This window comes from Streptomyces sp. (genome assembly GCF_035644915.1).
Lineage (GTDB): Bacteria > Actinomycetota > Actinomycetes > Streptomycetales > Streptomycetaceae > Streptomyces.
Genome location: NZ_DASQNP010000210.1, coordinates 1 through 14,644, shown reverse-complemented (window position 1 = coordinate 14,644; position 14,644 = coordinate 1). Strand labels below are relative to the sequence as shown.

Sequence of the window (14,644 nt, the reverse complement as noted above, 5' to 3'; positions counted from 1 at the left end):
CCCCGCTCCGGCGTCCCCAGGTGATCCGGGCCGTCCGGTCCCGACGTGCAGCCCATCCCCCGCCGCTCCCTAAGATTCCTCAAAACTCCCTATCCTTCCCTCGTGATACGAGCTAAGGTGAAGATATGGAGTCACAGTTCTACTCGGTGGAACAAGTCGCCGACCGCCTGGGACTGCACGTCCGCACCGTGCGCAACTACGTGCGCGACGGGCGGCTCAAGGCGGTCCGCATCGGCAAGCAGTACCGGATCGCCCGGGAGGACCTGGAGGCGTTCACCGGCCGTCCCGTGGCGCCGTCACCGGGCGAATCGGCCAGGCGCCGGCGGCACGTCGACGCGTCGAGCATCGTGGAGATCGACGCCGTGAGCCCCGAGACGGCCTACCGCGTGACCACCCTCCTCACGGCCTCCATCGCCCACCGCGGCCAGGACACCAGGCCGCTGCGGGTGGAGACGGCCTACGACGAGGAGAGGGGACGCATGAAGGTGGTCATCCTGGGCGGTCCTGCGGACACCGCCCGGCTGCTGGAGTACATCGACGCGGTGGTCGAGTCGTGAGCGCCATCTACCGGACCGAGGCCGGGGGCAGGGAGCTGGAGAGGCGCTACCGGGAGGCCCTGCGCGCCTGGCCGGTCCCCTGCGAACACCTCCGCGTGCCGACGCGCGAGGGCGAGACCTTCGTCGTGGCCTCCGGCCCCCGGGACGCGCCGCCCCTGCTGCTGTTCCACGGCTCCGGGACGAACGCGGCGATGTGGCGGGACGACGTCGTCTCCTGGGCGGAGCACTTCCGCGTCTACGCGGTCGACATGATCGGCGAGCCGGGCCTGAGCGCGCCGTCGCGTCCGCCCCTGGAGTCCGATGCGTACGCGCTGTGGCTGGACGACACGCTGCGGGAACTGGGGGTGACGCGGGCCTCGGTCGTCGGGGCGTCGCTCGGCGGATGGCTGGCGCTGGACTACGCGACGCGGCGGCCGGAACGTGTGGAGCGCCTGGTGCTGATGTGCCCCGGGGGCATCGGCCGGCAGAAGTACGACTGGATGCTCAAGGCACTGTTCCTGAAGCCGTTCGGACAGTGGGGACAGCGCAGGACGGTGGCGGCCGTCGCGGGGCTCACGGACGCGCGGGCCCGGGCGTTCCGCGACTCCCTGGCGCTCACCTTCACCCACTTCCGGCCGCGCAAGGAGCCGCTGCCGGTGTTCCCCGACGACGCGCTGCGCCGCCTGGCCATGCCCGTGCTGGTGATCGCCGGCGAGCGCGACGCGATGTTCGACTCCCGGGACACCGCCCGCCGTCTGGAGGAGTCCGTCCCCCACGCGACCGTGCGCATCCTGCCCGGCATCGGTCACTCCGTCATGGGACAGACGGCTTCCGTCCTCGCCTTTCTCCGCGGCTGAGCGGCCACGGGAGGTTCCCGGCTCCGGGCTGGGTCCGGGGCCGGGAACGTCCGGCCGACACGGCCCGCCGCTCAGGCCCGGCCGTGGAGGCGGCGGTGCAGTTCGCGCACCGTCTCCGCGAGTTCGGGGACCGGGCCCTCCACGACCACACCGGGAGCGACCTCCCCGATCGGCAGCATCCGCACGGGTGGGGCCGGAACCCCCAACTCCGCCAGCCAGGAGGCCAGTTGCCGGGTGGAGCTGGCGTACACGATGCGGCCCAGACCGACCCAGGCGTGCGCGGCGGCGCACATCGGGCAGTGTTCGCCCGAGGTGTAGACGGTCGCCGCCGCCCGCTCCTCGGGGGTCATGTTCGCCGCGGCCCAGCGCGCCAGCTCGAACTCCGGGTGGCGGGTGCGGTCCCCGAGGGCCACGCGGTTGCGGTCCTCGGCCAGGACCGTCCCGTCCGCCGCGACCAGCACGGAGCCGAACGGCTCGTCGCCCGCCTCCAGCGCCTCGGCCGCCAGTTCCACGCAGCGGCGCAGGTACCGCAGTTCGGCGTCGTCCACCATGGTGGCCTCCCCGGGACGTGATCGTGAGCGGATGCTAGCTCCCCGGCCCTCCCGGCGCACCGCGGCAGACGTGACGGCCCGTCAGGCGCGGGACGGGGGACACGCCGTGCCGCATACGCTTTCTCACTCCGGGTATCCGGGCCACAGCGGTCGGCGCCCCACACTGCCGAACTGTTGACGACCACGACCGGGGGTGAACCGGATGAGGCACGGCCTGATGAGGAGGACCGACACCGGTACTGCTGCGGACAAGCGCGCGTACGACGGGGGACGCGCGGGCGGGGACGCGGACACGGTGCGCGAGGAGCCCGGTCCGCAGCGGTCACCCGTGGTACGGGCCCTGGCGATGCTGGTGGCCCTGGCCGGGACGGTGGTGTTCGCCGTGGTGCTCGCGCGACTGACCCTGGTCCCGTCGTACGCCTCGGAGTCGCTGACGCACAGCAACCTGCGTCCCGGTGACTCCATCCGCGCCTACCTCGGCCAGCCCGCTTTCCTCGACACCGTCAAGCAGCTCGGCGGGAACATCGCGCTGGGCGTGCCCTTCGGCCTGCTGCTGCCGGTGGCCTGGCCGCGCGCCCGCGGGCTGCTGCGGGTGTGCGTGCTGACCATGCTGGTGATGACCATGGTGGAGCTGGTGCAGGGGGCCGTCGTCCCGGGCCGGGCGTTCGACATCGACGACGTCATCCTGAACACCACCGGTGCGCTTCTGGGGTACCTGCTGCTCGGCCGCCGGCTGGGGCGCGCGGTCCATCCGCCCCGCCGCCGCTGGTGGCAGCGGCGCGCAGGGCGGGACCACGCCAGGGCGCCGGAGACCAGCGACGTCTGAAAGCGGCGCCCGAGCCCTCCGTTCGACAGCCCACCGCCCTCCGGCGGTGGGCTGTCTGCTGTGCCGGCGCCGGACCGCACCTCGCCGGCCGACCGCTTCCGGCGGCGGACCGGCGCGTACAGGTGCGCGCAGGTGCGGTGCGCCGGGACCACACCGCCCCGGTACATACCGTTGACGCGTCCGCAACAAGCGCTTACCGTCCTCTCAGAAAGCGCTTTCCATCGCTGTGCCGCCTCGCCCGGCCGCACAGCTCCCTCCGGGCCCCGCTCGGTCCAGTGCGCCCGGAAGCTCCCACGGAGAGGATCACCCCCCATGCGCTTGTCCCTCTCGCGGCCGTCATCACGGCCGTCGTCACGGTTATCGGTCCGGGAGCCGGGCCGGCGCGGCCCGGTACGGATCGGACTGGTGGCCGCCGCGCTGGCCGCCGCACTGCTGGGCGCCGCGCCCACCGGCTCGTCCGCCGCGGCGTCCGCCCCGGCCCCGGGCGCCCTCGCCGCGGCCGACGGGTTCGCCGGCGTCAGCGCCCTGGGCCAGAACGGCACCACCGGCGGCGCGGGCGGACGGGTCGTCACGGCCACCACCACCGCGCAGTTCCTGGACTACATCTCCCGCCCCGAACCCCTGGTCGTGCAGGTCAGCGGCACCATCACACTGCCGACCGGCTCCAGCGACGGCATGCACCCGGTGGCTTCGGACAAGACCGTCATCGGCCTGGGCGACGACGCCCGGCTGACCGGCGGCGGCCTGAACATCGGGCTGCCCGTGGACGACGAGGTCACCTCGCCGCCGGCGAACGCGGTGCACAACGTCATCATCCGCAACCTGTCGCTCGACGGTGCCACGGACGACCTGATCAACGTCCAGATGTTCTCGCACCACATCTGGATCGACCACAACGACTTCTCCAACGGCGACGACGGCGCCGTGGACATCAAGCGCGGCTCGGACTTCGTCACGGTGTCGTGGAACCGCTTTCACGACCACGACAAGACCCTGCTGCTCGGGCACGACGACGACAACGCGGCCCAGGACCGCGGGCGGCTGCGGGTGACGTACCACCACAACTACTTCGACGCCTCGGACCAGCGCCACCCGCGGGTGCGGTTCGCCGAACCGGTGCACGTCTACAACAACTACTACCGCGACAACAGCTACGGCGTCGTCTCCGCCATGGACGCCGGGGTGGTGCTGGAGGGCAACTACTTCCACAGCGTCAACAACCCGGCACGGGTGGACTTCAGCGGTGGCCTCGGCCGGCTGGTCGAACGCGACAACGTCCTCGTCGACTGCAACCACGCGATCGAGACGCGGGGGTCGGTGGTCGAGCCGCGCACCTACTACGCCTACACCCCGCACCGGGCGTCCGAGGTCCCGACCGTCGTCCCGGCCGGGGCCGGGGTCGGAAAGCTCTGAGGGGGCGCGCCATGGAACACGTCACGGGCATCAGCCGCCGGGGCCTGCTCGCGGGCACCGCCGCCTCCGCCGCCCTGCTGGCCGCGGGGGGCGCCGACCGCGCCCGGGCCGCCGCAGCCCCTCCCGTCCGGCCGTCGGCCGCCGCGGCGCAGACCGCCGACGGCTTCGCGAGCGTCAGCGCCCTGGGCCAGAACGGCACCACCGGCGGCGCGGGCGGTCCGGTGGTCACGGTCACCGACGCCGAGACGTTCCTGGACTACTGCGACCGCAACGAGCCCTACGTCATCCAGGTCTCGGGCACCATGCGGATCAGCAGCAAGCAGGGCGTCCGTTCGAACAAGACCATCGTCGGACTGGGTTCCGACGCGGAGATCACCGGCGGCGGCCTGGACATGTACCGCCGGCAGAACGTCATCATCCGCAATCTGCGGTTCACCGGCGCCGAGGACGACGCGATCAGCATCCAGCAGTCCTCGCACCACATCTGGATCGACCACTGCGAGTTCAGCACGGGCGCCGACGGCCTGATCGACATCGTGCGCGGCGCGGACTACGTCACGGTGTCCTGGAACCACTTCCACGACCACAGCAAGACCATGCTGATCGGCCACTCGGACGCCAACGGCAGCCAGGACCGCGGCGCCCTGCGGGTCAGCTTCCACCACAACTTCTTCGACGGCACGGCCCAGCGCCACCCGCGCGTCCGCTTCGGCGAACCGGTGCACGTCTACAACAACTACTACCGGAACAACACGCTCTACGGCGTGGCCTCCACCGAGGACGCGGGCGTGCTGGTGGAGGGCAACTACTTCGAGAACGTCGCCCACCCCATCTACTCCGGCTACGACGAAAGCGGCCCGGGACGGGTGGTGGAGCGCAACAACCTCTACGTCGACTGCGGCGAGCCGGAGACGCTCGGCACGGTCGCCGAACCGCGCACCTACTACGCCTACACCCTCGACCGTCCCGCCGACATCCCCCGCATCGTCCCCGTCGGCGCCGGCGTCGGGAAGATCTGAAGGAGCCCGTCATGCCAGAACTCCGTCCGATCAGCCGCCGGGGCCTGCTCGCGGGCACCGCCGCCTCCGCCGCCCTGCTGGCCGCGGGGGGCGCCGCCCACGCCCGGACCGCGCACGCCCCGGCCGCCGCCTCCTCCCCGGCCCGGCTCGCCGCCATGGCGGCGCAGACCGCCGACGGCTTCGCGAGCGTCAGCGCCCTGGGTCAGAGCGGCACCACCGGCGGCGTCGCCGGCCCCACCGTGACGGTCACCAGCGGTGACCAGCTCGCCGACTACGTCGGCCGCAACTCGCCCTACGTCATCCTGGTGTCGGGCCGCATCGAGATCGACGACATGCTCACCGTGGTGGCCGACAAGTCGATCCTGGGCGTCGGCAGCACCGCGGAGATCACCGGCGGCGGGCTCCAGCTCGGCTCCACCACCCGCCCCGGCAACAACGTGATCATCCGCAACATCCGCTTCACCCGGGCGTCCGACGACTCGGTCAGCGTCACCAACCGCGCCCACCACGTGTGGATCGACCACTGCGACTTCTCCCAGGGGTACGACGGGCTGCTGGACATCAAGCGCGAGTCCGACTACGTCACGGTGTCCTGGAACCACTTCCACGACCACAGCAAGACCTGCCTGCTCGGCCACAACGACAGCTACACCGCCGACCGGGGGAAGCTGCGGGTGACGTACCACCACAACTTCTTCGACGGCACCGATCAGCGCCACCCGCGGGTGCGGTTCGCCGAACCGGTGCACGTCTACAACAACTACTACCGCGACAACGCCCTGTACGGCGTGGCCTCCACCGAGGACGCGGGCGTGCTGGTGGAGGGCAACTACTTCGAGAACGTCGCCCACCCCATCTACTCCGGCTACGACAAGAGCGGCCCGGGACGAGTGGTGGAGCGCAACAACCTCTACGTCGACAGCGGCGCCCCGCAGACGCTCGGCACGGTCACCGAACCGCGCACCTACTACGCCTACACCCTCGACCGTCCCGCCGACATCCCCCGCATCGTCCCCGCCGGCGTCGGCGTCGGGAAGATCGCCTGACCTCCGGAGGTTGCGATGCACCACAAGGGCACCATCATCCTCACGGCTCTCGCCGCGCTGGCCGTCACGTCCGCCGCACCGGCCGTCTCCCCCGCCACCGGGGCCACCGCCAGGGCCACCACCGGGGCTGCGTCCGGCGGCGCCGTGCTCGCCGAGTCGGCTCCCGTCGGGTTCGCAGCCGTCGACGCGCTCGGCCAGAACGGCACCACCGGCGGCGCGGGCGGCCCGACCGTGACCGTCTCCACCGCCTCCGACTTCATCGCCGCCGTCAAGGCCCAGGGGCCCCGGACCGTCCGGGTGAACGGCATGATCGAGCTGCCCGCCGGGATGTACGACGTGACCTCGGACAAGACGATCGTGGGGATCGGCGCCGACTCCGGGATCTCCGGCGGCGGCCTGAACATCGGTCTCCCGGCCAGCGACGGCGTCACCTCACCGCCGGCGGACGCCGTGCACAACGTCATCGTCCGGAACCTGACCTTCCGGGACGCCAGCGACGACTCCATCAACGTCCAGATGTTCTCCCACCACATCTGGATCGACCACAACGACCTGTCCGGCGGCTACGACGGGCTGATCGACATCAAGCGGGGCGCCGACTACATCACCGTCTCCTGGAACCACACCCACCACCACACCAAGAACATGCTGCTGGGGCACTCCGACAAGAACGGCGCGCAGGACACCGGCCGGCTGCGGGTCACCTACCACCACAACTGGTACGACCGCACCCCGCAGCGCAATCCGCGCACCCGGTTCGGCGACCCGGTGCACATCTTCAACAACTACTTCCTGGACAACAGCGACACCGGCCCGGCCTGCAACGCGGACTCGGGCTGCTTCATCGAGGGCAACTACTTCGAGGACGTCGAGGAGCCCATGACCAACAGCTACTCGGGCCCGGACGGCTCCATCGTGGAGCGGAACAACGTCTTCGTGGGCGACACCGGCGAACCGGTCACCGGCGGGACCGTCGAGGACCCGGCCGACTACTACGACTACACCGTCGACGACCCCGGAGCGGTGAAGGAGATCGTGATGCGGGGTGCCGGGCCCGGCACCATCGGTCTCTAGCCGCGCCGCCCTGCTGCCCCGGTACGGAGCCACCGTACCGGGGCAGCAGGCCGGAAGCGCGGCGGTCCCGCGGTCTCCGGACCCGGCGCCACAAAATGCGGCATTAAGCGATAATGAACCATATGTCGCTTTCACGGGAGGCTCCCGACGGTGCGGAGGCCAGCGGCCTGCCGCTGGAGGTGTTCGACCCGGCGCCGGTCGGGGTGCTGGCCTGCCAGGGCGAGCAGCACGTCCTGACGTACATGAACGACGCCTACCGGGCCACCTTCGGCGACCGGCCCCTGGGCGTGCCCCTCCGGGAGGCGTTCGCCGACCTGGCGGAGCAGGGGTACCTGGACCTGTTCGACCCGGTGCTCCACAGCGGGGAGCCGGCCAGGGTCTCCGCCTCGCCCGTCACCATCCGCTACGGGCACGGCCGGATCGAGCAGCGGTACTTCTCCTTCAGCCTGTCCAGGATCACCTCGCCGGAGGGCAGTCCGGGGGTGCTGGTGGTCGCCGCGGAGGTCACCGGGGAGGTCATCGCAGCGGAGCGGGCGAGGACGCTGGCCGAGGAGCGGCGCCGGACCCTGCTGCGCTACGAGAGCCTGGTCAACATGAACACCGAGAAGGTCTGGGTGGCCGACCCCGGGGGGCGGATGATCGAGGGCAGCCCGGGGTGGGAACGGGTGACGGGGCGGCCCTGGGCGGAGATCCGCGGCACCGGCTGGCTCGACACCGCCCATCCGGAAGACCGCGCCGCCCTGTCCGAGGCGTGGTTCCGGGCCGTCGACGAGGTGCCCGACCGGTTCGAGCACGTCTACCGGCTGCGGCACGCCGACGGCACCTACCGGCACTGTGCCCTGCGGGCCGTGCCGGTGCGCGAACACGGGATCGTGCTGGAGTGGATGGGCGCCTGCGTCGACGTCGAGGAGCAGTGGCGGCGGGAGCGGCACAGGGATCTCCTCACCCGCGCCGACAGGGTGGTGGCGGAGTCCCACAGCGTGCCGGACGCCTTCGCCGCCCTGAGCCGGGTGGTCGTCCCGGCCCTGGCCGACGCGTGCGGCATCTACCTGCTGCCCGATCCTGCCGAGCAGCCGTCCCCGGACGGCCTCCTGGTCGTGGAACAGGTCGTCGCCACCGCCCGGGACGGCCTCCCGGGCGGCCTGCCGCAACGCCGGGGGGAGCACCTCGGCCCCGGCCACGCGCTCACGCGCGTGGTCCGCGAGCGGCGCCTGGTCCACCGCTCCTTCCCGCCGGGCGCCGTGCCGGCCGACCTCGCTCCTCCGGGCGTCCTGCCGTGGCTGGCCCGTGCCGGGGCGCACAGCGGGGTGGTCCTGCCGGTTCTGGTCGACACGGCCGTGGCGGCCGTGGCGGTCGCCTTCGTCTGCGGGGACCGCGACCCGATCGGCCCGGCGGACCGGTCCCTGCTGCGGGAGGTGGTCGAGCAGGCCCACGACGCGCTCGGCCAGGCGCTACGGATGCAGCGCACCCAGCGGGTCGCGCTGGCGCTGCAGCGCAGCCTGCTCACCGAGCCGCCCGACCTCCCGGACCTGCGGATCGCGGCACGCTACCTGCCCAGCCTGACGGCCGACGAGGTGGGCGGGGACTGGTACGACTCCTTCCGGCTGCCCGACGGCACCACCGTGCTGTCCATCGGAGACGTGGCCGGACACGACCTGCGGGCGGCCGTCACCATGGGCAAGATGCGCAACATGCTCCGCGCGCTCGCCGCCGACCACGACGACCGGCCCCCCGGGGACGTCGTACGGCGCCTGGACGCCACCACCCAGGTCCTGGACCCGGAGGCCGGCACGGCCACCTGTGTGGTCGCCCGTGTCGAGGGCGGTGCGGGAAGGCCGTGGCGGCTGACGTACACCGTCGCCGGACACCCCCCGCCCCTGCTGGTCACCGGGGACGGCGACGCCCGCTTCCTGGAGAGCGCCCACAACCCCCTGCTCGGCGTCCTGGCACCGGGCACCCCCCGCACCAGCGCGGCCGAGATCCTGCCGCCCGGCAGCACCCTGCTGCTCTACACCGACGGCCTGATCGAACTCCCCGGCGAGTCGCTGGACCGGGGTCTGGAACGCCTGCGGCACCGCACCGCCGAGCTGGCCGGCGAGCCCGTGACGGCCCTGTGCGACGGGCTGGTGGCCGCCACGGACGCCACGGGACGCGACGACATCGCCCTGATCGCCCTGCGTCCCTCCGCCGGGAGCCCCGGCTGAGGTCCCGGCCGGGCCGCCCCGCCCCTACGATGCTCACACCCCGGGCGGACGGACCCCCGGGCTGACGAGGAGGTCGGCATGAGCCGCTGTCGCACGCCCCGCCGTGGCCCCACCCCGCCGGACGCGGCGGCCACCACGAGGAGGACGAACCCGAGGGAGGAGCGCGCCTTATGAACCGGTTACGCGCCGTCCTGCTGGCCCTGTGCCTGGTGGTGACCGGGGTCCTCACGACCGCCGGCGGCGCCCAGGCCGCCCCCGTGACGATCGCCAACGGCACCCAGTTCACGGACACCTCCGGCAACCCGCTGCACGCCCACGGCGGGGGCATCCTCAAGGTGGGCTCCTTCTACTACTGGTTCGGCGAGCACCGCAACGCCGACAACACCTTCCGGTACGTCTCCGCCTACCGCTCCACGGACCTGAAGAACTGGGAGTTCCGCCGCCACGTACTGACCCAGCGGACCCACTCCGAACTCGCCGTCGCCAACATCGAGCGCCCCAAGGTGATGCACAACCCGCGCACCGGGCAGTTCGTGATGTGGATGCACAAGGAGAACGGCCGGGACTACGGCGAGGCCCGCGCGGCCGTCGCCGTCTCCGGCACCGTCGACGGCGACTACACCTGGCTCGGCTCCTTCCGCCCGCTGGGACACATGTCCCGCGACATCACGGTCTTCACCGACTCCGACGGCACCGGCTACATGGTCTCCGCCGCCCGCGAGAACTACGACCTGCACATCTACCGCCTCACCGACGACTACACGCAGGTCGCCCAGCTCGTCGCCAACCCCTGGCCCGGCGGCCACCGCGAGGCCCCGGCGCTGTTCAAGCGCGGCGGCGTCTACTTCATGCTCACCTCCGGCGCCACCGGCTGGTCCCCCAACCAGCAGAAGTACGCCACCGCCACCTCGCTCGCCGGACCGTGGAGCGAGATGCGCAACGTCGGCGACTCCACGGCGTACGGCTCGCAGACCGCGTTCGTCCTGCCCGTGCAGGGCAGTCAGACGACCTCCTACCTCTACCTGGGCGACCGGTGGGGCAACTCCTTCGGCGGCACGGTCAACGACTCGCGCTACGTCTGGCTGCCGCTGTCCTTCCCCAGCTCCACCAGCATGACCATGGAGTGGTACCCGCAACTCACCGTCGACGCCGCGGCGGGCACGGTCACCGGCTCCGGGGGCCCGTACCAGACGCTGGCCGCCCGGCACAGCTCCAAGTGCCTGGACGTGCCGGACCAGTCCCTCCGCGAGGGGGTCGCGGTCGTCCAGTACGCCTGCAACGGCGGCGGGAACCAGCGGTTCTGGCTGCGGGACGCGGGCGGCGGCCAGGTGCAGGTGACGGCCCGGCACAGCTCCCTGTGCCTGGGGGTGCGCGGCGCCTCCACCGCCGACGGCGCACCGGTCGAGCAGCAGTCCTGCGGCAGCGGCGCCCACCAGCGGTGGCGCGTGGAGGACGCGGGCGGCGGTTACGTCCGGCTGGTCGCCGCGCACAGCGGCAAGTGCCTCGACGTGCTCGACGAGGCCACGGCCGACATGGCCGGCATCGCGCAGTGGGCCTGCACCGGCGGCACCAACCAGCAGTGGCGCAGGGCCGGATGAACCGCGCGGTCGCCGCGGCGGGCACGGTCCCGCCGCGGCGACCGCGCACCGGCGCGGGGCGGGGGCGCCGGTGCTCCTCCGGATGCGCGGTGGAGCGGGCGGCGGGAGAATGGAGTCCTGGCCCGGGGCGTCGGGGGCGGTGAGGGCGCCGGGGCGCCGTCCGCGCCTCCGCACGACCGATTCGCTGTTCCGAGGAGACCGCGAGGAGACCGCCATGACCAGTGCGCGGGACATCATGCACGCCGGCACCGAGTGCGTGGGCGAGCACGAGACGCTGGAGGCCGCCGCCCGGCGCATGCGCGACCTGGACGTGGGAGCGCTGCCGGTCTGCGGCGACGACGACAGGCTGCACGGGATCGTCACCGACCGCGACATCGTGGTGAAGTGCCTGGCCGTCGGGGGCGACCCGAAGAGGACGACCGCCGGTGACCTGGCCCAGGGCAGGCCGGTCACGGTGCCGGCGGACGCGGACGTCCGGAAGGTGCTGGAGACGATGAAGGAGCACCAGGTCCGCCGGGTGCCGATCATCGACGAGAACAAGCGGCTGGTCGGCATGATCAGCGAGGCCGACCTGGCCCGCAACCTCCCCGAGAAGGAGGTCGGCCGGTTCGTCGAGGCCGTGGTGGCGCGGAGCGTCTGACCGGCCGCGGACGGGCGGGGAGCGCGCTTCCCGGTCCCCGCCCGGAGAGCTGCCCGGGCCGCCGCCCGGAGGCGGCCCGCGGGCGAGGGATCCGCAGGCGAAGGGACGGGGCGGCATGAAGGTCCGCGAGTGCATGGTCTCGCCGGTGGTGACGGTGCCCCCGGACGCGTCCGCCCGGCAGGCGGCCCGCCGCATGCGGGAGGAGTCGGTCGGCTGCCTGCTGGTCGTGGTGGAGGGCGAGCCGCGCGGCATCGTCACCGACCGCGACCTGACGGTGCGCTGCCTGGCCGGGGACGGCTCCCCGCAGACCCCGGTGTCGGAGCTGATGTCGCCGTCCGTGGTCACGCTGGACACCACCGACGACATCACGGTCGCCTACCGGACGTTCCGCAGCGCCGGCGTGCGCCGGCTGCCCGTCCTGGACGGGCGGCGGCGCGTCGTCGGCCTGCTGAGCGTCGACGACCTGTTCCTGGACGTCTTCCAGCGCCTCGCCGATCTGCTCGGCCCGGTCGCCTGGACCGTCCTGCGCGAGCCGCCCGAGCACCACCTCACCCTCCCGAAGCTGCGGCCCGGTCTGCGGCGCAGGAAGTGAGAACGGGCGCGGAGCGTACCGCCCCGCGGGCGGGACGCTCCGGTCGCCGCGGTGCGCGGCACGGCGGAGACTGGGAGCCGAGTCCCCGTCACGACCGGCCCGGGAGCGCAGGGAATGACACGCGAGCGCACGCCCACGCCCGCCCGGCGGCGGTGGTTCTCCCGGCTGCCCGCCGCGGTCGTCCTCGGCGCGGTCGTCATCGACCTCCTCACCCCGCGGGAGGTGAGCACGTTCCCGCTGCTGGCGGCCGCCCCCGTGGTGGCCGCGCCCGTCCTCTCCCTGGCCGGCACGGTCGCCACCGGGGTGGCGGCGGAGCTGACCGGGGCGCTGCTGACCCTCGTGGAGGGCGAGGTGCTGTTCCCCTCCTCCGCCGTCGTCCCGTTCGTGAGCATCGCCGTGCTGACCGTCCTGGCGGCGGTCCTCAACCGGGTGATGGCCCGCGACCGGCGGCAGTTGAAGGACGCCCGCGAGGTCGCCGAGGCCGTCCAGCGCGCGGTGCTCCCCGCGCCTCCCGAACGGTTCGGGCCGCTGGCCGTGGCCGTCCGCTACCAGGCCGCCGCGCAGGAGGCCGCGATCGGCGGCGATTTCTACGCCATCCACCCCACCCCCGACGGCGTCCGGCTGGTGATCGCCGACGTGCGCGGCAAGGGGCTGAACGCGGTCCGGACCGTCAACAGCCTGCTGGGCACCTTCCACGAAGCCGCCACCCGCCTCCCGGAGCTGCCCGACGTGGTCCGCCGCATGGACGAGCGCATGCGGGAGGTCAACGCCGCCGAGGGCGAGGCGGGGACCGAGTCCTTCACCACCGCCGTCATCGCCGAGATCCGCGACGGCGGCTCCGTCCTGCGCGCGGCCAACCGGGGGCACCCCGCGCCGCTGCTGGTCCACCGGGGCCGCGTGCACCCGCTGGCACCGGGCGCCCCGGCGCTGCCGCTGGGCCTGGGCGACCTCGGCGGCCCGCAGGTGCCGGTCGACCGGTACGCCCTGCCGCCCGGCGCGACCCTGGTGCTGTACACCGACGGCGTGGTGGAGGCCCGTGACGACCGCGGCACCTTCTACGACCCCGTGCCGGCACTGAGCCGTCCCCTCCCGGCGGACCCCGACGAGGTCCTGGACGCCCTCCTCGCCGACCTGGCCCGGCACACCGGCGGGCGCCTCGACGACGACGCCGCGCTCCTGGCCATCACCCGCCGGCCGGAGCGGGCGGGAATCCGGCCGGCCGGGCGGACGGCAGACGGCGGGAGGGACGGGAGGCACGGCGGCGCCGCGTGAGGCCGGCGCCGCCCCGCCGCGCGGCACCTCCGCCCCCGCCGCCCCGGCCGCCCCCGCCGTGTCGGCCGCCCCCGCCGTGTCGGCGGACGCCGGCCGGGGTCACTGCTCGGGTTCGGCCTCGTCGGCGCGGTAGGTCCTGGTCCAGGTGGCGCCGCAGCGGCAGCGGGACAATTCGATCAGGTCTCCCTCCTCGGAGACCTCCAGACCGTGGTTGAGGCGTACGTGGACGTGCTGGCCCATGGCAGACCGACTCCCGATCGACAGACGGATGTCCGGCGGCGGCGCGGAAGGAGCCGCCCGTCGCCGCCGGGGGGACGGGAGGCGGGCTCTCCGGCCGTCCTCACGCCGGTGTGGGGACGGTCCCATCATCCCCGTCCCCCCGGGCCGTGACATAGGACGCGGATCACTCCGTCCGCCGGTGACGCGCCCGCGGCCGGAGCGGGGCCCGGCCGGTGCCGCGGGGGCGGACGCCGCTCTCCCGGCGCGTGCCGCCGATTTCACCACCCGCCGGGCTCCCCGTGCGACCGGCGCGTTTTCGCCACGCACGCGGATCGGTCCGGTCGCCGGGAAAGAACGCATAGGAATGTTCCTACGCGCCCCCGGCGCCTACCGTGCGCCGTTGTGACGGCGTCGAGGCGTTCCTAGTGTGGTTCGCGGCTTCGGGGAGGTTTGCAGCAAACCAGTCGGCGGGCCCTCCGACGAGCCGGTCGCGCGTGCCCGGGTGCCGCCGGCGCCCACCCGGTGGGCGCCGGCACTCCCCCACCGCGACCGCCCGGAGCCCTGCGCAGGTGACCTGCATCTCACATTCCGGATGCGGACAGCTCCGGAGAACCACGGACAACCAGGGAAAGGAAACGATCATGCGTGCTTACGAGCGTCCCACCCTCGCCAAGGCGGGCGGCTTCCGCAAGACGACCGGCCTCGGCAGCAAGGGATCGCACGATGTGCTGGGCGGCAAGCAGCTGATCTGACGGAGCACCTGCCCCGTCGCTCCGCGTCCCGCCGCGGACGCGGAG

The 14,644-nt window shown here is 73.1% G+C and carries 15 protein-coding genes; 13 read left to right on the top strand and 2 right to left on the bottom strand.

The window, feature by feature from the left end:
• The first annotated feature begins 125 nt into the window (after positions 1-125).
• Together VE546_RS23425 and VE546_RS23420 are read left to right on the top strand one after the other, a co-directional pair.
• The gene (locus VE546_RS23425) at positions 126-557 is read left to right on the top strand and encodes a helix-turn-helix domain-containing protein (RefSeq protein ID WP_324925565.1); all 432 of its coding nucleotides are present in this window, start codon (positions 126-128) and stop codon (positions 555-557) included.
• On the top strand, positions 554-1,393 hold the full coding sequence (locus VE546_RS23420) for an alpha/beta fold hydrolase (RefSeq protein ID WP_324925563.1): 840 nt from the start codon (positions 554-556) through the stop codon (positions 1,391-1,393). The genes VE546_RS23425 and VE546_RS23420 overlap by 4 nt, the downstream gene beginning before the upstream one ends.
• A gap of 71 nt (positions 1,394-1,464) precedes the next feature.
• Here VE546_RS23420 and VE546_RS23415 read toward each other — a convergent pair whose 3' ends face one another.
• Complete coding sequence (locus VE546_RS23415) at positions 1,465-1,944, bottom strand: nucleoside deaminase (RefSeq protein WP_324925561.1); 480 nt, start codon at positions 1,942-1,944, stop codon at positions 1,465-1,467.
• Between the two features lie 217 nt (positions 1,945-2,161).
• Here VE546_RS23415 and VE546_RS23410 point away from each other — a divergent pair, with 217 nt between their 5' ends.
• From VE546_RS23410 to VE546_RS23365, 10 genes are all read left to right on the top strand, one after another.
• Positions 2,162-2,770, top strand: coding sequence for a VanZ family protein (locus tag VE546_RS23410; RefSeq protein ID WP_324925559.1), 609 nt, complete (start codon positions 2,162-2,164; stop codon positions 2,768-2,770).
• Between the two features lie 405 nt (positions 2,771-3,175).
• Complete coding sequence (locus VE546_RS23405; protein ID WP_324925557.1) at positions 3,176-4,183, top strand: pectate lyase; 1,008 nt, start codon at positions 3,176-3,178, stop codon at positions 4,181-4,183.
• Between the two features lie 11 nt (positions 4,184-4,194).
• Positions 4,195-5,202, top strand: coding sequence for a pectate lyase family protein (locus tag VE546_RS23400; protein WP_324925555.1), 1,008 nt, complete (start codon positions 4,195-4,197; stop codon positions 5,200-5,202).
• A gap of 11 nt (positions 5,203-5,213) precedes the next feature.
• Complete coding sequence (locus VE546_RS23395; RefSeq protein ID WP_324925554.1) at positions 5,214-6,248, top strand: pectate lyase family protein; 1,035 nt, start codon at positions 5,214-5,216, stop codon at positions 6,246-6,248.
• A gap of 15 nt (positions 6,249-6,263) precedes the next feature.
• The gene (locus VE546_RS23390; protein WP_324925552.1) at positions 6,264-7,322 is read left to right on the top strand and encodes a pectate lyase; all 1,059 of its coding nucleotides are present in this window, start codon (positions 6,264-6,266) and stop codon (positions 7,320-7,322) included.
• 122 nt (positions 7,323-7,444) lie between these two features.
• Positions 7,445-9,526, top strand: a complete 2,082-nt coding sequence (locus VE546_RS23385) for a SpoIIE family protein phosphatase (protein WP_324925550.1) — start codon at positions 7,445-7,447, stop codon at positions 9,524-9,526.
• Between the two features lie 170 nt (positions 9,527-9,696).
• Positions 9,697-11,124 carry an RICIN domain-containing protein gene (locus VE546_RS23380; protein WP_324925548.1) on the top strand — a complete coding sequence of 476 codons (1,428 nt, stop codon included), beginning with the start codon at positions 9,697-9,699 and terminating at the stop codon, positions 11,122-11,124.
• Positions 11,125-11,338: 214 nt separating this feature from the next.
• Positions 11,339-11,764, top strand: coding sequence for a CBS domain-containing protein (locus VE546_RS23375; RefSeq protein ID WP_324925547.1), 426 nt, complete (start codon positions 11,339-11,341; stop codon positions 11,762-11,764).
• Positions 11,765-11,879: 115 nt separating this feature from the next.
• Positions 11,880-12,356, top strand: coding sequence for a CBS domain-containing protein (locus tag VE546_RS23370; protein ID WP_324925545.1), 477 nt, complete (start codon positions 11,880-11,882; stop codon positions 12,354-12,356).
• Positions 12,357-12,470: 114 nt separating this feature from the next.
• Positions 12,471-13,628 (top strand): PP2C family protein-serine/threonine phosphatase, encoded by a 1,158-nt coding sequence (locus VE546_RS23365; protein WP_324925543.1) that lies wholly within the window; start codon positions 12,471-12,473, stop codon positions 13,626-13,628.
• A 99-nt stretch (positions 13,629-13,727) separates the two neighbouring features.
• On the opposite strand, the gene VE546_RS23360 is transcribed toward VE546_RS23365, so the two are convergent.
• On the bottom strand, positions 13,728-13,868 hold the full coding sequence (locus VE546_RS23360) for a hypothetical protein (RefSeq protein WP_324925541.1): 141 nt from the start codon (positions 13,866-13,868) through the stop codon (positions 13,728-13,730).
• A 620-nt stretch (positions 13,869-14,488) separates the two neighbouring features.
• Here VE546_RS23360 and VE546_RS23355 point away from each other — a divergent pair.
• Positions 14,489-14,599: a keywimysin-related RiPP gene (locus tag VE546_RS23355; protein ID WP_324925539.1), complete on the top strand. Its 111-nt coding sequence runs from the start codon at positions 14,489-14,491 to the stop codon at positions 14,597-14,599.
• Positions 14,600-14,644 lie beyond the last annotated feature (45 nt).